This window comes from Bacteroides thetaiotaomicron VPI-5482 (genome assembly GCF_000011065.1).
GTDB lineage: Bacteria > Bacteroidota > Bacteroidia > Bacteroidales > Bacteroidaceae > Bacteroides > Bacteroides thetaiotaomicron.
Genome location: NC_004663.1, coordinates 4,461,149 through 4,478,527, shown reverse-complemented (window position 1 = coordinate 4,478,527; position 17,379 = coordinate 4,461,149). Strand labels below are relative to the sequence as shown.

10 protein-coding genes are annotated in these 17,379 nt (G+C 40.8%); 8 read left to right on the top strand and 2 right to left on the bottom strand.

The window, feature by feature from the left end:
* The 8 genes from BT_RS17575 (at position 1) to BT_RS17545 (ending at position 11,675) form a co-directional block, all read left to right on the top strand.
* The gene (locus BT_RS17575) at positions 1-3,120 is read left to right on the top strand and encodes a SusC/RagA family TonB-linked outer membrane protein (protein WP_008767663.1); all 3,120 of its coding nucleotides are present in this window, start codon (positions 1-3) and stop codon (positions 3,118-3,120) included.
* A gap of 16 nt (positions 3,121-3,136) precedes the next feature.
* On the top strand, positions 3,137-5,182 hold the full coding sequence (locus tag BT_RS17570; protein ID WP_008767662.1) for a RagB/SusD family nutrient uptake outer membrane protein: 2,046 nt from the start codon (positions 3,137-3,139) through the stop codon (positions 5,180-5,182).
* Positions 5,183-5,201: 19 nt separating this feature from the next.
* Positions 5,202-6,203, top strand: a complete 1,002-nt coding sequence (locus tag BT_RS17565) for a DUF4973 domain-containing protein (RefSeq protein WP_008767661.1) — start codon at positions 5,202-5,204, stop codon at positions 6,201-6,203.
* A gap of 101 nt (positions 6,204-6,304) precedes the next feature.
* Positions 6,305-7,597, top strand: a complete 1,293-nt coding sequence (locus BT_RS17560; protein ID WP_008767660.1) for a Gfo/Idh/MocA family protein — start codon at positions 6,305-6,307, stop codon at positions 7,595-7,597.
* A complete protein-coding gene (locus BT_RS24725) occupies positions 7,594-7,836 on the top strand; it encodes a hypothetical protein (protein WP_008767659.1) in 243 nt (80 codons plus the stop codon). The genes BT_RS17560 and BT_RS24725 overlap by 4 nt, the downstream gene beginning before the upstream one ends.
* Before the next feature lie 57 nt (positions 7,837-7,893).
* Positions 7,894-9,312 carry a Gfo/Idh/MocA family oxidoreductase gene (locus BT_RS17555; RefSeq protein WP_016269382.1) on the top strand — a complete coding sequence of 473 codons (1,419 nt, stop codon included), beginning with the start codon at positions 7,894-7,896 and terminating at the stop codon, positions 9,310-9,312.
* A gap of 58 nt (positions 9,313-9,370) precedes the next feature.
* A complete protein-coding gene (locus BT_RS17550) occupies positions 9,371-10,720 on the top strand; it encodes a 3-keto-disaccharide hydrolase (RefSeq protein ID WP_008767657.1) in 1,350 nt (449 codons plus the stop codon).
* Positions 10,721-10,811: 91 nt separating this feature from the next.
* Positions 10,812-11,675, top strand: coding sequence for an FAD:protein FMN transferase (locus BT_RS17545; protein ID WP_008767656.1), 864 nt, complete (start codon positions 10,812-10,814; stop codon positions 11,673-11,675).
* On the opposite strand, the gene BT_RS17540 is transcribed toward BT_RS17545, so the two are convergent.
* Positions 11,644-12,741 (bottom strand): glycoside hydrolase family 43 protein, encoded by a 1,098-nt coding sequence (locus BT_RS17540; RefSeq protein ID WP_008767655.1) that lies wholly within the window; start codon positions 12,739-12,741, stop codon positions 11,644-11,646. The genes BT_RS17545 and BT_RS17540 overlap by 32 nt on opposite strands.
* Before the next feature lie 589 nt (positions 12,742-13,330).
* Entirely contained in the window at positions 13,331-17,368 is a 4,038-nt protein-coding gene (locus BT_RS17535; protein WP_011108846.1) for a hybrid sensor histidine kinase/response regulator transcription factor, read from the bottom strand.
* Between the last annotated feature and the right edge of the window lie 11 nt (positions 17,369-17,379).

Genomic DNA, 17,379 nt, shown 5'->3' with positions numbered 1-17,379 from the left:
ATGATGAAAAACTTTTTATTTATATGCATGTTGTTGCTTGGACTTTCTACCAGTGCTTTGGCACAAGAAAGCATTGTAGTAACAGGTGTCGTAACTGATACAAATAAAGAGCCCATGATTGGGGTTAATGTATCAATAAGTAATATACCCGGCTTAGGTGCCATTACTGATTTGAATGGAAAATACAGTATTAAAATGCCACCCTACCACAAATTGGTATTTACTTATATAGGCTTTGAAAAAGTAGAAGTATTAGTCAAAGAGCAACGAACTGTCAATGTCACAATGAAAGAAGCAAGTGCTAGAGAGATTGACGAGGTGGTAATCACGGGTACCGGTGCCCAAAAGAAGTTGACTGTAACAGGTGCTATTACTAATGTGGATGTAGATGTCTTAAAAGCAAATCCCTCAGGTTCTATGGCTAATGCCCTGGCAGGTAATGTACCGGGCATCTTAGCGATGCAAACTTCCGGAAAGCCGGGTAGTGTTTCTGAATTCTGGATCCGTGGTATTTCAACTTTCGGAGCCAGTAATTCCGCATTAGTTCTCGTTGACGGATTCGAACGTAGTCTGGATGAAATAAATGTAGAAGATGTCGAATCTTTTTCCGTATTAAAAGATGCATCAGCTACTGCTATTTACGGTTCCAAAGGTGCAAATGGAGTAGTATTAATCACAACCAAACACGGTAAAGCCGGGAAAATTAATATCAGTGCAAAAGCGGAAACGTTCTACAATATGCTCACCCAAGTTCCTGACTTTGTAGATGGATACACATATGCTTCCATGGCAAATGAAGCTAAAATCACACGTAATCTTGAGCCGCTATATAAAGCGGACGAATTGGAAATATTCCGTTTAGGACTAGATCCTGATTTATATCCCAATGTTAATTGGATAGATGAATTACTACGAAAAGGTTCATGGAGCACTCGTGCCACACTAAGCATGAACGGTGGTGGTAATACAGCACGATACTATGTATCAGGAAGCTATCTTGACCAACAAGGTATGTACAAAGTAGATAAAGCTTTGAAAGATTACAATACAAATGCAAATTTCCGTCGTTGGAATTACCGCATGAATGTAGATATAGACATCACTAAATCAACTCTATTAAAAGTCGGTGTTTCAGGTTCATTACAAAAGGCCAATGATTCAGGAGTTGGCAGTGATGCTATTTGGACAGCTCTTATGGGATATAATGCCATTATGGTTCCTAAATTATATTCTAATGGATACGTACCAGCCTATGGAAATGACAATGGAGATCGCTTTAATCCATGGGTTCAAGCTACAATGACTGGTTATCGGGAAAACTGGAAGAATAATATCCAGACTAATGTAACCTTAGAGCAGAAACTTGATTTCATCACCAAAGGACTTAGATTCGTGGGACGCTTCGGATATGACACAGAAAATAACAACTGGATTAACCGCAGAAAATGGCCGGAACAGTGGAAGGCAAAACGTTTCCGCGCAACAGACGGAACCCTCGATTATGACCGTGTAGCTGAAGAAAGAAAGATGTTTCAAGAGAGCGGTTCCGATGGCCTTAGAAATGAATTCTTTGAAGCAGAGTTACATTATAGCCGAGGATTCAAACATCATCATCTAGGAGGAACATTAAAATATAACCAGTCTTCAAAAATAAAAACGGTAGGCCTTGGAGATGATCTTAAACAAGGTATTGCCAGACGTAATCAAGGATTGGCAGGACGATTTACCTATAACTGGAATTATCGTTATTTCATTGATTTCAATTTCGGATATACCGGTTCGGAGAATTTCGCAGCAGGACATCGGTTTGGTTTCTTCCCTGCCATCTCAGGAGCTTGGAACATAGCTGAGGAGTCTTTGATAAAAAAACATCTTAAATGGATGAACATGTTCAAAATTCGATATTCATACGGTAAAGTAGGTAACGACAATTTGGGAAATACTCGTTTCCCCTACCTTTATGATATTGAAACAATGACTAAAAAAGATGGTGACAAAACTGTAGACACTGGTGGATACAACTTTGGAGATTACACGTTTGACAGATATTATGGTGGTATGCGCTATTCTTCTTTATCTTCGCCTAACGTTACATGGGAAATTGCAACAAAGCATGACCTCGGTATTGACTTCTCTTTTTTCAATGACAAATTATCCGGTTCTGTTGACTATTTTAATGAGAAACGCGAAGGAATCTATATGTTACGCGAATATTTGCCGGGGATAGTCGGTTTAGAAAGTAATCCTAGTGCCAATGTTGGAAAAGTGACTTCTGAAGGTTTTGACGGACATTTCACTTTCCGCCAGAAACTGGGAGCTGTTGGCTTAACAATACGTAGTAATATCACTTATAGCAAAAATGAAATAGTAGATAGAGATGAAGAAAACAACTACTACTGGTATAAAATGCAAAAAGGACATCGTGTAAATCAAGCAAGAGGATTGATATCTTTAGGGTTGTTTAAAGACTATGATGATATCCGTAATAGTCCGGTACAAGATTTCGATGGTTATAAAGTAATGCCTGGTGATATTAAATATAAAGACGTGAATGGTGATGGTAAAATTGACGGTAATGACCAAGTCGCAATCGGTGCAACGACCAAACCTAATCTTATTTATGGATTCGGAATAGCTGCAAACTGGAAAGGTCTAGATGTGAATCTGCACTTTCAGGGAGCCGGAAAATCAACTTATTTTATCGATGGCTCAACAGTCCATATGTTCAAGTTGGGAGATGGCTGGGGAAATGTCCTGTCAGAGATGGCTAATTCCAATCGTTGGATTTCAGCAGATATATCTGGTGATCCAGCTACAGAGAATCCGAATGCTGAATATCCCCGACTATCCTACGGACCTAATTCTAATAACTATCAGCAATCTACTTATTGGTTACGCAACGGGTCTTATCTACGTTTAAAGACTGTAGAAGTAGGGTATACGCTACCAACCCAGCTGGTAAATAAGGTACATTTTAACACTGTCCGTATCTTCTTTGTTGGCACCAATTTACTCACATGGTCTGCATTCAAATTATGGGACCCGGAAATGGGAAGTACGGATGGAAAGAGATATCCGCTCAGCAAAAATTTATCTTTAGGAATATCCGTTAATTTATAATACACGCAATGACATTATGAAGAAAATATACATTATTTTATCATTTATAATAGGGATAGGATTTACCCTCAGTTCATGTTCCGATTACTTGGACTCTGATTATCTATTTGATGAGCGTATGTCAATAGAAGATGTTTTTACAAGCAGAGCTTATTCTGACAAATGGCTGGCACGCGCATACTTCTTTTTGGGAGATAACCATCTTCTCGATGTAGCCAGTAAAGGATATGTTCCTTTCTGTTTTGCTGATGACATGTATTTCGGTGATCGAGATGACCGATATAAAGCATGGAAAAACGGTGAATATAACGAAGGAGGTTTAGCAGGAGAAAGTGCAGAAATCTGGAACAAATGTTATAAAGGCATTCGCCAAGCCTCTATATATTTGAACAATATAGACATGAATACGGAATATACAGCGGAAGAAATTGCTGACAACAAAGCACAAGCGCACTTTTTGAAAGCCTATTTCTACTGGATTATGTTGCGCTTGTTCGGTCCTGTTCCTATTGTGCCGGATCAAGGCATTGACTACATGGAAGATTATGATGCAGTAGCACAACCGCGTAATACGTATGACGAATGTGTGACCTATATCACAAATGAATTAGTTCTGGCTGCGCAAGCTCTCCCTTTAGACCGTGCAATACAAGAAATAGCTCGCCCCACCCGTGGTGCGGCATTAGCTCTTCGTGCCAAAGTTCTGCTATATGCTGCCAGCCCATTAATGAATGGACAAACGCCTGCTGATATTGCTTCAGAACTGGTAGATGATCAAGGTAATCGACTGTTACCAGAAGCTTACGATGAATCTAAGTGGGCGAAAGCTGCTGCCGCTGCCAAGGATGTGATAGAATTGAACCGTTACACGCTGTTTGTTTCTTATGCTACAGACAAAGGGGATATTGCATTTCCTGCAACGATTGCTCCTCCATACCACCCTGAATTCTCAGAACAAGCTTGGCCGAATGGGTGGAAAGACATCGATCCGTTCGAATCTTATCGTGCTATATTCAACGGAACAGTCAGTGCTTTTGAGAATAAAGAATTAATTTTTACCCGTGGGCAGAATACTGGTGACCAAAGCATTAATAACATGGTAATACATCAGCTACCACGTGTTGCTAAAGGATGGAATACACACGGACTTACACAGAAACAATGTGACGCATATTATATGAATGATGGAACTGATTGTCCCGGTAAAGATAAAGAAATCAACCGCGGTGACGGTTCGGAACGCATGTCCGGCTATGTGACGAAAGAAGACGTAGAAGCAGGTCGTTACAAACCTTTGTCAGAAGGCGTCTCTTTACAGTATGCTAATCGTGAGCCCCGTTTCTATGCTTCAGTAGCCTACAATGGTGATGTTTGGAATTTGTTGAACAGCAATAAAAATGCAGGAGAACCTCAAAACATACAAGTCTTCTATTACCGTGGAGACGGTAATGGGTATACAAACTCGATGTTTTGGTTACGCACCGGCATTGGAGTTAAAAAATTTGTACACCCGGATGATATGGGTAAAGGAGACAACAATGAAGAACTTATTAAAAAGAAAGTAGAACCGGCTATCCGTTATGCAGAAGTTCTGTTGATTTATGCCGAAGCATTGAACGAATTAAACGGGCAATACGACATACCTTCTTGGGATGGTAATAAGACTCATATAATCAAACGCGATATCAATGAAATGAAAAAAGGAATTCGTCCTATACGTATTCGTGCAGGAGTTCCTGATTATACCCAAGAAGAATATGATGACCCTATCGAATTCCGCAAAAAGTTAAAACGTGAACGTCAGATTGAATTGATGGGAGAAGGACATCGCTATTTTGATTTACGTCGTTGGCTAGATGCTCCGGTAGAAGAATCAACTCCAATTTATGGGTGTAACACTTTAGCAACTAAAGAAATGGCAGATGTATTCCATACACCGGTAGCAGTACCTTCATTACCAACAACCTTCTCACGCAAAATGTGGTTTTGGCCAATCAATCATACTGAATTAAAGCGCAACAAACGTTTAACTCAAAATCCAGGCTGGACTTATCCGGAATAATCTTATAAACTTGAAAAAAATGAAAAAGATATATTATTTACTCTTAGCCATGACTGTACTGATAGTATGTGCGTCATGCAATAATGAATGGGAATCTGAACAATATGTGCAAATGGTATCTTTCAAGGCACCAGTCAACGCACAAGGAGTAACTCCTATTTACATACGTTACAAGCCGGAAGGGAAAGTAACATACCAACTCCCATTGATAGTCAGCGGGTCAACCATGAATTCCAAAGACTTGAATGTGCATGTAGGATTGGATCTTGACACATTGGATGTGTTGAATGTTGAACATTTCGGCAGCCGTAAAGAACTTTTCTTTAAACCGTTGGAAAACAAGTATTACGAGTTCCCGGAAACAGTACAGATACCGGCAGGCGAATGTACAAGCTTACTGCCTATCGATTTTGCCCTGAAAGATTTAGATCAGGTAGACAAATGGGTATTGCCGTTAGCTATTCAGAGCAACGATCCATCACACAACTACCAGGCCAATCCCCGCAAATTTTATAGGAGGGCGATGTTACGTATTTCCCCATTCAATGATTATTCCGGGCAATATAGTGCTACTGCGTATAAAGTATATTTTAAAGGAAACGAAAAAGAGGCTATAGTTCCGGAATACCATACTTCTTATGTAATAGATGACAAAACTATATTTTTCTATGCGGGCCTTATAGACATTGACCGCTTGGATCGGAAATATTACAAAATTAAATTTGAATTTACAGAAGAGAAAATAGATCTTCAAACACGTAAGCTGAAGATTTCTTCTGATAATGAGGACATAAATCTGGTAGTGAAAGGGCAACCTTCCTATACGGTTGAAGAAGAGATGGATGCTACACGACCTTACCTAAAACATATTTACGTAACAATCAACAATCTGGAATATGAGTTTACAGATTATACTTCAGTTCCGGGTTATCCGCTTGAATATGTTGTAAAGGGATCTCTAACGATGGAACGTAAAATAAATACTCAAATACCAGACGAAGATCAGGCAATTGAATGGTAAATGCCAATTTTAATAAAAAGAAGAGTGAATTTTATAGAAAGTTTACTCTTCTTTCTATATTTGCATACAGAATAAAATACTGAGAATCAAATAACTTCAAAATGAAACATACGCAAATTAGCAGAAGAGAGTTTCTGAAGAATATCGGAATGACCGGAGCTGGAGTTCTTCTTGCAGCAAGTCCCTGGCTTTCTGCCTTTTCAGAAGCCGTGAACACCTCCAATGAAAAATGTCGTTTGGGGGTTATTGGACCAGGCTCACGAGGTCGCTTCCTTATGAGCTTTTTAGTCCAAAATCCTAAAGTTGATATCGTAGCACTTTGCGATATTTACCAGCCTTCGATAGATGAAGCATTGAAGCTTGCTCCCAAAGCAAAAGTATATGGTGACTATCGTGAGCTATTGGAAAACAACAACATAGATGCTATACTTGTAGCGACTCCTCTCAGTTCGCACTGTAAAATTGTAATGGATGCTTTTGATGCCGGTAAACATGTATTCTGTGAAAAAACAATTGGTTTTACAATGGAAGAATGTTTCCGTATGTACAATAAACATCGTAGTACGGGAAAAATATTCTTCACAGGTCAACAGCGTCTGTTCGATCCTCGTTATATCAAAGCTATGGAAATGATTCATGCCGGCACATTTGGAGAAATAAATGCGATCCGCACATTCTGGTACAGAAATGGAGACTGGAGACGCCCAGTTCCTTCTGCTAATTTAGAACGACAAATTAACTGGCGACTCTATAAAGAGTATTCAAAAGGACTAATGACGGAACTGGCCTGCCATCAATTACAAATAGGAAGTTGGGCATTGAATAAACTCCCAGAGAAAGTGATGGGACATGGAGCTATTACATACTGGAAAGACGGTCGGGAAGTATACGACAATGTAAGTTGCCTATATGTATTCGATGATGGCGTAAAAATGACATTCGATTCTGTTATTTCCAATCAATTTTATGGTTTGGAAGAGCAAATCATGGGAAATCTCGGAACTGTTGAACCAGAAAAAGGTAAATATTACTTTGAAAGTATCCCGCCGGCACCCGGTTTTCTGCAAATGATAAACGATTGGGAAAATAAATTATTTGACACTCTGCCTTTCGCAGGTACCAGTTGGGCTCCGGAAACGGCTAACGAAAACAAAGGAGAATTAATCCTCGGAGAACGTCCTAAGAGCGATGGCACTTCTTTGTTATTGGAAGCTTTTGTAGAAGCTGTTATTACTCGCAAACAACCCGCAAGAATCGCGGAAGAAGGATATTATGCGAGTATGCTCTGCCTATTGGGTCACCAAGCGTTACAGGAAGAAAAAACACTATATTTCCCTGATGAATACAAAATTAATTATCTGAATCATCAATCAAAAACATCCGAAGCAGTATGAAAGATACAATCCTGACCGCTCGACGAAAGAAAACAGAGTTGATTACACTGTTCCTGTGTTTTATTATTGCCAATTTGGTCAATTTATACTCTATATTTACGTATAATACTCCTTTGACGGAGATGATAACTTCATTTTTTTATGTGCTCATATTTTCTGTAGCGCTATATATCATCTGGAGCCTTTTACGTATCCTCTTTTATGGCATAACAGCACTATTCAAAAAGAAAAAAGAATAATAACAGATTTATAACATATAATCAACAGAATACTTAATCAATATCAATGAAGAAATTATGGTAACACGAAGAGATTTCCTGAAAACAATGACAATGGCTTCTGCCGGACTGGCAGCAGGAGCTGGTGAAATATTGAATGCACAAACATTGTCATCTTCAAAAAACAAAAACGAAAAAGTGAAGATAGCTTATGTAGGTATCGGTAACCGCGGGCAGCAAATTATTGAAGATTTTGCCCGGACCGGCATGGTAGAAGTAGTTGCCCTCTGTGATGTAGACATGGGTGCCAAACATACACAAAAGGTAATAGGCATGTATCCCAAAGCAAAACAGTTCAGAGACTTCCGCCAGATGTTTGATAAAGCGGGAAAAGAATTTGATGCCGTTGCAATTGCTACACCAGATCACTCTCATTTTCCGATTAGCATGCTAGCTTTGGCATCTGGCAAACACGTATATGTAGAAAAGCCGTTAGCACGTACTTTCTATGAAGCGGAACTTTTGATGCAAGCAGCGCTCAAACGTCCTAATCTGGCTACACAAGTAGGAAACCAAGGACATTCTGAAGCAAACTACTTCCAGTTCAAAGCTTGGATGGATGCCGGAATTATTAAAGACGTGACCGCCGTCACTGCACACATGAATAACGTACGGCGTTGGCATAAATGGGATACAAACATTTATAAACTCCCCTCAGGACAGCAACTTCCGAAAGACATGGATTGGGATACATGGCTCGGCGCTGTTCCATATCATGAATACAATGAAAAATATCATCAGGGAGAATGGCGCTGTTGGTATGACTTCGGAATGGGAGCTTTAGGAGACTGGGGAGCACATATTCTGGATACCGTTCATGAGTTTTTGGAATTAGGATTGCCCTATGAAGTAACTTTATTGCATGAAAAAGGGCATAATGATTATTTCTTTCCTTATTCTTCCACTATTCTTTTCCGCTTCCCACAACGCAAAGGGATGCCACCCGTAGATATCACCTGGTATGACGGACTAGACAACCTCCCTCCTATTCCTGCCGGTTACGGAGTATCAGGATTAGACCCTAATATCCCCACGACTAACCAAGGAGATGTTCCGGCCGCCAAATTGAATCCTGGAAAGATCATTTATACAAAAGACCTGACATTTAAAGGAGGAAGTCATGGAAGTACCTTATCCATCATTCCCGAAGAAAAAGCCAAAGAGATGGCAGACAAGCTACCCCAAATACCAAAGAGCCCGTCCAATCATTTCGAGAATTTTTTATTGGCATGTAACGGTATAGAAAAAACACGTTCTCCATTCGAAATCAATGGAGTGCTAAGTCAGGTATTCTCACTTGGTGTAATGGCTCAACGCCTCAACACTCAGCTGTTCTTCGACAGCCGTACCAAACAAATTACAAATAACGAGTTTGCCAATGCAATGCTGACAGGGATACCTCCACGCAAAGGTTGGGACGAATTTTATAAATTATAAATGAACATAACCACCCATTAAACCAGCTATAAACAAATTACTAAGAATAACATTAAAAATGAAAAAGAACTTCTTATTTACTTTACTTTTATTCTGTGCGGCTTCATTATCTGCGCAGACCTGGGAACCTCTTTTCAACGGCAAAAACCTGAAAGGATGGAAAAAACTAAATGGCAAAGCCGAGTATAAAATCGTAGATGGTGCCATTGTGGGTATTTCTAAAATGGGAACTCCAAATACTTTTCTGGCAACAACCAAGAACTATGGAGACTTCATACTTGAATTTGATTTCAAAATTGATGACGGATTAAATTCAGGAGTACAACTTCGTAGTGAAAGCAAGAAAGATTATCAGAATGGTCGTGTGCACGGTTATCAGTTTGAAATTGACCCGTCTAAGCGAGCTTGGTCAGGAGGTATCTATGATGAAGCACGCAGAAACTGGTTGTATCCACTGACTTTGAATCCGGCTGCAAAAACCGCTTTTAAAAACAATGCATGGAATAAAGCCAGGATTGAAGCTATCGGAAATTCTATCCGTACCTGGATTAATGGAGTACCTTGTGCCAATATCTGGGATGATATGACACCTAGCGGATTTATTGCATTGCAAGTACACGCAATAGGTAATGCTTCCGAAGAAGGTAAAACTGTCAGCTGGAAAGACATCCGTATTTGTACAACGGATGTAGAACGTTACCAGACACCTGAAACGGAAGAAGCGCCCGAACGAAATATGATTGCCAACACCATATCTCCACGTGAAGCCAAAGAGGGTTGGGCCCTACTTTGGGATGGTAAAACCAACAATGGTTGGAGAGGAGCAAAATTGAATGCTTTTCCGGAAAAAGGATGGAAGATGGAAGATGGAATTCTGAAAGTGATGAAGAGCGGAGGAGCAGAATCAGCTAATGGTGGAGATATCGTAACTACCCGCAAATATAAAAACTTCATTCTCACGGTAGATTTCAAGATTACCGAAGGCGCAAATAGCGGGGTTAAATACTTTGTCAACCCAGATTTGAACAAAGGAGAAGGCTCTGCTATTGGCTGTGAGTTTCAAATTCTTGATGATGACAAACATCCAGATGCTAAACTTGGAGTAAAAGGCAACAGAAAGTTGGGTTCATTATATGATCTTATTCCGGCTCCAGAGAAGAAGCCTTTCAACAAAAAAGATTTTAATACCGCCACCATTATTGTGCAAGATAACCACGTAGAACACTGGCTGAATGGGGTAAAACTGATCGAATATACTCGCAATACTGACATGTGGAATGCTTTGGTTGCCTACAGTAAATATAAAAACTGGCCTAATTTTGGTAATTCCGCAGAAGGCAATATTCTTCTTCAAGATCATGGAGACGAAGTCTGGTTTAAAAATGTAAAAATCAAAGAGCTGAAATAACTTGCACTGAAAAGCCGATTTCTAACATAAAATCAAGAGTAGAAGGGCATGCACAAAGTGGCATGCCCTCTTAATATTTCAATAAAACAAAATGCAGCATACAATTCAACACTTATACAAGACACATGGTGATGACGGTTTGCTTTATGCTTGGTTTTTATCCATGCATACACGCGTAGATATAATACTCTGCTGCCAGAAATCAGAAAATGAATTAATGCTTGTAGTTAATAGTATATATGACACTCTCCGACAACTGGAAAGAATTGCAAATTATTATGACCCTTCCAGTGAATTATCGCAAGTCAATCAAAGAGCTTCCACAGCTCCTGTTATGATCAGTCAGTCTCTTTACAGGATGATTTCATTGTGCACAGAATATCATAAAAAAACCTTAGGATGTTTCGATGTTACTATCCACTCAGATAATTATAATCAAGATACCATACACTCCATTCATTTATACCCCGAAGCACAGAGTGTCTTCTTTCAACAAGCAGGTACTACAATAAACCTTTCCGGATTTCTTAAAGGTTATGCTCTCGACAAAATAAGAGAAATATTAAAGGTTCACATCATAGCAAATGCCTTAATAAATATGGGAAACAGTTCTGTACTCGCTCTAGGCAATCATCCGGTTGGCACAGGATGGAAAGTCAGCTTTGACGATCAGGCAAGTACTACAAAAAACCATAAAACTCAATCCATACTCCTTAATAACGAATGTTTAACCACCTCCGGAAACAACTCGGATGATCGCAAACACATTATCTCTCCTTCAAGTGGCAAACCACTGGAAGGAGTAAGACAAGTGACAGTAGTAACGGATGATGGAACCACCGGTGAGATTCTCTCAACCAGCCTGTTCGTAGCAAATCAAAAACAGCGCGAGTTAATAATGAGCGAGTTTCTCCCCAAAAGAGTTATTGATTTGGAACTGTGCCAGATGGTTTAGGTAACGGAGTATTCACCGGTAAAGGGACTCCCAAATCCGGCATTCCATCAGCATCCCATCCTATCTTCTGCAATCGTGGATTGCGACTTTCCGACTCTCCCGTATTACCGCTAGGAACACTTCTTGCCTGATACAATATATACCATTCCGTTCCATCAGGCGAAGGAAGAAAGGAAAGGTTAGCCGGGCCATACACTCCATCTTCCGGTCTCTGTTGAAATACAGGAACGGGGCTCTTCTTCCAGGAAGCCGGATTCAGCAAGTCACTATCCGCGTCAGCAGTCAACATTCCGGTACAATAATAAGGAGACCAGCAACCGCTTGCCGCATAATAGACAATGACAGTCCGGTTATCTTTGGAATGAAAATACTGAGGGCTTTCATTTACATAAATCGGATAAGCAGTCCGCCCGCCATCCGGATTTACCCACTGCCGTTCCCATTCATACTCCGGCTTCGAAATCAGAACCCTTTCCGTAGCCAATGTCCAGGGGTTTTCCATGCGGGCAATATAGATGCATTGTGTTTCACTGCCTATCCTCCGATTAGGCCACCCGGACCATAGAAGATAAAGCTCCCCTTTATGTTCAAAAGTTGAGGGATGTATTCCCCAGTTCCAATCGGGATTGGTCATGATCGCTCCTTTCATGCGAAACTCTCCCTGCATAGGGTCAGGAGAATCATTCTCAATCACATAAATCTGATGATTATCTGTATTTCCATCATCGGCAGCAAAATAGATATACCATTTACCATTGATATTCCGTATTTCCGGATTCCAGAGGTTATGGCTATTCGAAGGATCTTTAGGCACCCAGACCTCTTTACAAGTGGAATGAGCCATATCGGTAATATCGGTGGTTACCCACAGATATATTTGCTCATTAGTTTCATGGGTATAATAATATTTACCATTATGGTAAATCGCGCTTGAATTAGCCCCTTCCATAAATAATGGATTGGCATAAGTATCTTTTTCAACATCTTCTTTTTTTCCCGCCCGTTTGGAATTACAAGAGATGTTCAGCAAAACAAGGAATAATAACAAACATAAATTGATTCTCATAGTTTCATTTTTAAGATGATACAAAGAAAAGACTTTTTTTTCATTAATAGTTAATAAAGCGAAAATAAAAATTAAGTTTGGAATATCATTCTCGTCATTACATCGTGACACATCCTGCTGATGACAGGAAAACAGAAAAAAGAGAATGTAAAGACAAACTACCCATTAATAATAAAAACAGAAAGTTTCTTGGTATCATTACACACTTTCACACGAAATATATTAACCCTTTATATACTTCCTCCGAATCATTTATTAATAAATTCGTTCATCGTTTATTATAAACGTCCCCCAAGTTTATTATAAACCCGAGCATCGTTATTTCAGCAACAAATATCAATTTTAAGCAACAAAAAGGGCTGCAATTCCCATAAAGAATCGCAGCCTTTAGCTTGTATCAGACTATCCGGCAAGCACTATCCGAAGTGGAAACGCTTGCAATCTGTTATTATATTGTACTTATTATTACTCATTTTTCGTCTATATTATCAATGTTATCGAATTTACTTCCGGTTCTCACTTACAAATATACAACATAAAAAACGGTTTGTCAAGCCCTGCATGCTTCTTTCATACATCTGATGATAAATCAAATGGTAGAATCGGCATCCGGAGTGCTTTCTACCGCTGTATCGGAAACAGACAACTGATTGACATATTCCTTCGGGAGAACTCCATATTGTGCCTTGAAACACTTGGCAAAATAAGAGGAGGAAGTGAATCCAACCTGTGCCGCAACCTCGGAAATACGTGTACCGCCCTGAATTAACTCAGCTGCCTTATTCATACGGAGGGCCTTCAGATAATCATTGGGCGACATTCCCGACAATGCTTTTATCTTCCGATAGAAGTTGGAACGGCTCATGTTCATCTGCTCTGCAAGAGTATCGATGGAGAAATTCTCGTCTGCCAACTGGTCGGCAATCACTTCCTGTATCTTGGCAACAAACTCACAATCTCTCTGAGTCATCGCAAGTTCTGCCGAGGCCTGATTGGCATTCCCGGACAAACTAACCATCAGCTTATGGAAAGACTGCCTCAACCGGAGCAGGTTCTCGATCTGCTTATGCAGTTGTTTGATAGAGAATGGCTTCTCAATATACACATCGGCTCCGCATTCCAGTCCTTCCACCTTAGATTCCAGCGTCGTTTTTGCCGTCAGTAAGATGACCGGAATATGTGAATAGTCGATTTCCGATTTCACTTTGCTACAGAGTTCCAGCCCGTTCATTTCCGGCATCATCACATCACTGACGATGACGTCTACACTCTCCTGTTCGAGTATCTCAAGTGCCGCACGACCATTCGGAGCTTTCAGCACACGGAACCAGGCAACCAACGAGTCACGCGTCAGATTCAACAGTTCGACATTATCTTCTACCAGCAATACGGTGAATTTCTTTCCGGAGAACTCTGAAGGAATATTCTCTGCCGAACCTTCGTTTTCGGAATGAACCTCAACGATATCAGCAGCTTCTTCTGCCTTCTTTTCGCTTAAAGGAAGAGATAATATAAACGAGGAGCCTTGCGGTTCGTTATCTTCAAGGCGCAGGCTGCCTTGATGGGCTTCTGCCAGAGATTTCGCAAAAGCCAGTCCGATACCGGTACCTGTGGCGGTAGCGACTTTATCATCCGGCATTTGGTAGAAGGCTTCAAATATCTTTCCCTTTTGGGCATCCGGTACTCCACGACCGTCATCACTCACATATATCTCATATCCCGCATCAGTTGTCACGAGTTTCAAATCGATACGCGTACGGGCATATTTTATCGCATTGCCCATCAGATTCACCAGTATCTTACTCAACTTTTCCCGATCGACCATTGATACCAGTTCCTGCTCGGGCAGAGTCAATACCAGTTCAATTCCCTTTAACTCGGCAGGACTGGTGAACTGACTATATACATCATTCACTATTTCCTTAATATCGCAACTTACCAGATTCAGTTGCAAAGCTCCGTTTTCCATCTTCTGGAAGTCGAGCAGCTGATTGGTAATCCCTAAAAGATAGTTTACATTCTTATCTATTACAGACAGATACTTAGCTTCTTTTCCTTCATGTTCTATCTCTTGCAACTTTTCAAGAGGCAATCGGATCAGACTGAGAGGGGTACGTATCTCATGTACCAGATTAATGAAGAAGCCGATCTTTGATTTATAAACTTCCTGTTCTTTAGCAATCTGATATTTCTCCATCCGGTGTTTGTACTTATGCTTCACGCGAAGATTCCAGCGCCATGCAATCCAGACAATCCAGCCCATCAACAGGAGAATATAAATAAAATAGGCGAAAGAACTACGCCACCAAGGGGGAGTAATCACTACCCGCAGAGTAGTCGTCTTCTCGTTCCACTGATGGTCATTATTGGAGCCACGCACTTCGAACTCGTATTCTCCGGGAGGCAGATTGGTATAAGAAGCAGAGTTGTTCTCGGAGTTGGTAATCCACTCTTTATCTACTCCTTTTAACATATAGGAATATCTGTTTCGTGCCGGGTCTTCATAGCTTAACGCCACAAAACGAATCGTGAAACTATTATTTTCATAAGACAAGGTTATCTTGTCAGCCATATAAATCGGTTTCCCCAGTTGAAGCAGCTTCTTCACTTCCTGTTCGTCATTCAGATAGGATAAACGGATATCAGTCACATATACCGGAGGAATGTAGGAATTATCCACAAAACGTTCCGGCTGGAAAACATTAAAGCCGTTGATTCCGCCAAAATATAGTTTACCTTCAGAAGACTTTAAAGAAGAACGTGCCATAAACTGATTTCCCTGCAGACCATCATTAATCGTAAACTGTCGGAAATGAGCTTTAGAAATCGGATTAATCTTAAATATCCCTGCATTGCTGGATATCCAGAAATCTCCTGTCTGATCTTGTTCAATAGAATAGATCACCTTATTGGGAAGCGCAGAATCAAACTCAATAAATGCTTCTGTTTTGGGGTCGAAGGAGCATAATCCTCCCCCATTCGTGCCAAACCACATCACGCCTTTGTTATCTTCAAATACCGTGATCACCGAATTACTGGTAATGGTGGTCGAATCTTCCCGTTCGTGCTGGAAATGTTTCCAGTGTCCGCTCAGGGTATTGTAGGAGAACACGCCGCTGTTGGTCGTTGCAATCCACAGGTTGTTATACATATCCTCATATATATCGCCCACGGAAATCATGGAACCGATACTGGTGATCGTCATGAAATTATCGGCATCAGGATTATACCGGCATAAGCCCCAGCTTGTTCCAACGAAGATTTCCCCTTTCCGGTCTTTATATATGCACAGTACGTCATTGCTGCAAATGGTATTGGGGATTCCGCGCGAGTGGGTATATTCCTTTATCGAACCGGTACGCAGATTAAGCACACGTATTCCTTCCGCATAAGTACCGATCCAAAGACAATCGCCGTCTAACATCAAAGAGCGAATATCATATTTCTGACTCTTTACACCACCGATATGATATTCCGAAAGCTCCCGTGTAACGGTATTGAAGAAATATAAGCCACTCTGAGTACCAATCCAGATATTTCCGTCTTTATTTTCACAGAATGGGCCTACCACCTCTCCTGCTCCCGCTATCCCCGACAGATAGGCGGGTGAATAGTAATCGAAACGCTTGGTCTGCTTGGACATATAGTTGATACCTCCCAAGTTCGTCAATACCCACAGAGCACCTTCCGCATCCCACATCATGCCGTTTATGGTCTGATCACTCAGACTTCGCGGATCAGCCGGATTATCTGCACGGAGGAAGGTTTTCGACTCGCGGTTGAATAGATAGAGTCCATTATCGGTTCCTACCAGCAGTTCATTCTCCGTATATTTCAGCAGGCTGCGAACTGCCCCGAAGTTCAATGAAGGAGCCATGTAATTCTCAACCGTTCCGGTTTGCCGGTTCAATCTCCCCAACAAATTGTTGCCTGCTCCCAGCCATACTTCTCCCTCTACATCGAGTACACAGTTTATTTTGTAACTATCGGAAGAGTTCACGTCCGATGAGACTCGGTATGATTGCAGAAATTTGCCGTTTTCATCGAAACAAAGCAGTCCTTCCTGTAGCGAAGAAACATACACCTTCTTCTTATCGTAACTCTGACAGACATCCCAGACAAAAGAGGTCTGAATACTATTCTGAGTCAACACTTCGGTCTTGGGATCATAAATAAAAAGTCCCTGCCCCAAGGTGGCAATCCAGAGAAGTCCGTTCTCCGTCTTTACAATCTTCTTGATTTCACTGCTGACGTATACGCCATACTGAGTAGTCTTGTCAAAATAGGAGAAACGGTCCGTTGCCCGGTCATAGATATACAGTCCGGAGTTCGTTCCAACCCATATATTCTGATCTTCTTCAATCAGTGCCTCAACGAAGTTGTTCTCCAATGAGAATTTATCGTTCAATACATTCCGATAAACTTTATTGCCCCGACCGTCGTAACGGTTCAGTCCGTCACTGGTGCCCAGCCAGATAAATCCATAGCTATCCTGTATAGCACACCATACCGTATTATGTGACAAGCCATCTTCCACCTGATATTTCTTGAAGGAGAAATAGGGAGATGCAGACAATGGTTCGAGCCAGAAGGCCAGTAAAAGTATCAGTATCTTTGTTAACTTCATACCAAGTGTGT

What these genes read in the sequence shown, in the direction of transcription:
- BT_RS17575 (WP_008767663.1), top strand. Translation starts at nt 1, where the DNA reads ATGATGAAAAACTTTTTATTTATATGCATGTTGTTGCTTGGACTTTCT.
- BT_RS17570 (WP_008767662.1), top strand. Translation starts at nt 3,137, where the DNA reads ATGAAGAAAATATACATTATTTTATCATTTATAATAGGGATAGGATTT.
- BT_RS17565 (WP_008767661.1), top strand. Translation starts at nt 5,202, where the DNA reads ATGAAAAAGATATATTATTTACTCTTAGCCATGACTGTACTGATAGTA.
- BT_RS17560 (WP_008767660.1), top strand. Translation starts at nt 6,305, where the DNA reads ATGAAACATACGCAAATTAGCAGAAGAGAGTTTCTGAAGAATATCGGA.
- BT_RS24725 (WP_008767659.1), top strand. Translation starts at nt 7,594, where the DNA reads ATGAAAGATACAATCCTGACCGCTCGACGAAAGAAAACAGAGTTGATT.
- BT_RS17555 (WP_016269382.1), top strand. Translation starts at nt 7,894, where the DNA reads ATGGTAACACGAAGAGATTTCCTGAAAACAATGACAATGGCTTCTGCC.
- BT_RS17550 (WP_008767657.1), top strand. Translation starts at nt 9,371, where the DNA reads ATGAAAAAGAACTTCTTATTTACTTTACTTTTATTCTGTGCGGCTTCA.
- BT_RS17545 (WP_008767656.1), top strand. Translation starts at nt 10,812, where the DNA reads ATGCAGCATACAATTCAACACTTATACAAGACACATGGTGATGACGGT.
- BT_RS17540 (WP_008767655.1), bottom strand. Translation starts at nt 12,741, where the DNA reads ATGAGAATCAATTTATGTTTGTTATTATTCCTTGTTTTGCTGAACATC.
- BT_RS17535 (WP_011108846.1), bottom strand. Translation starts at nt 17,368, where the DNA reads ATGAAGTTAACAAAGATACTGATACTTTTACTGGCCTTCTGGCTCGAA.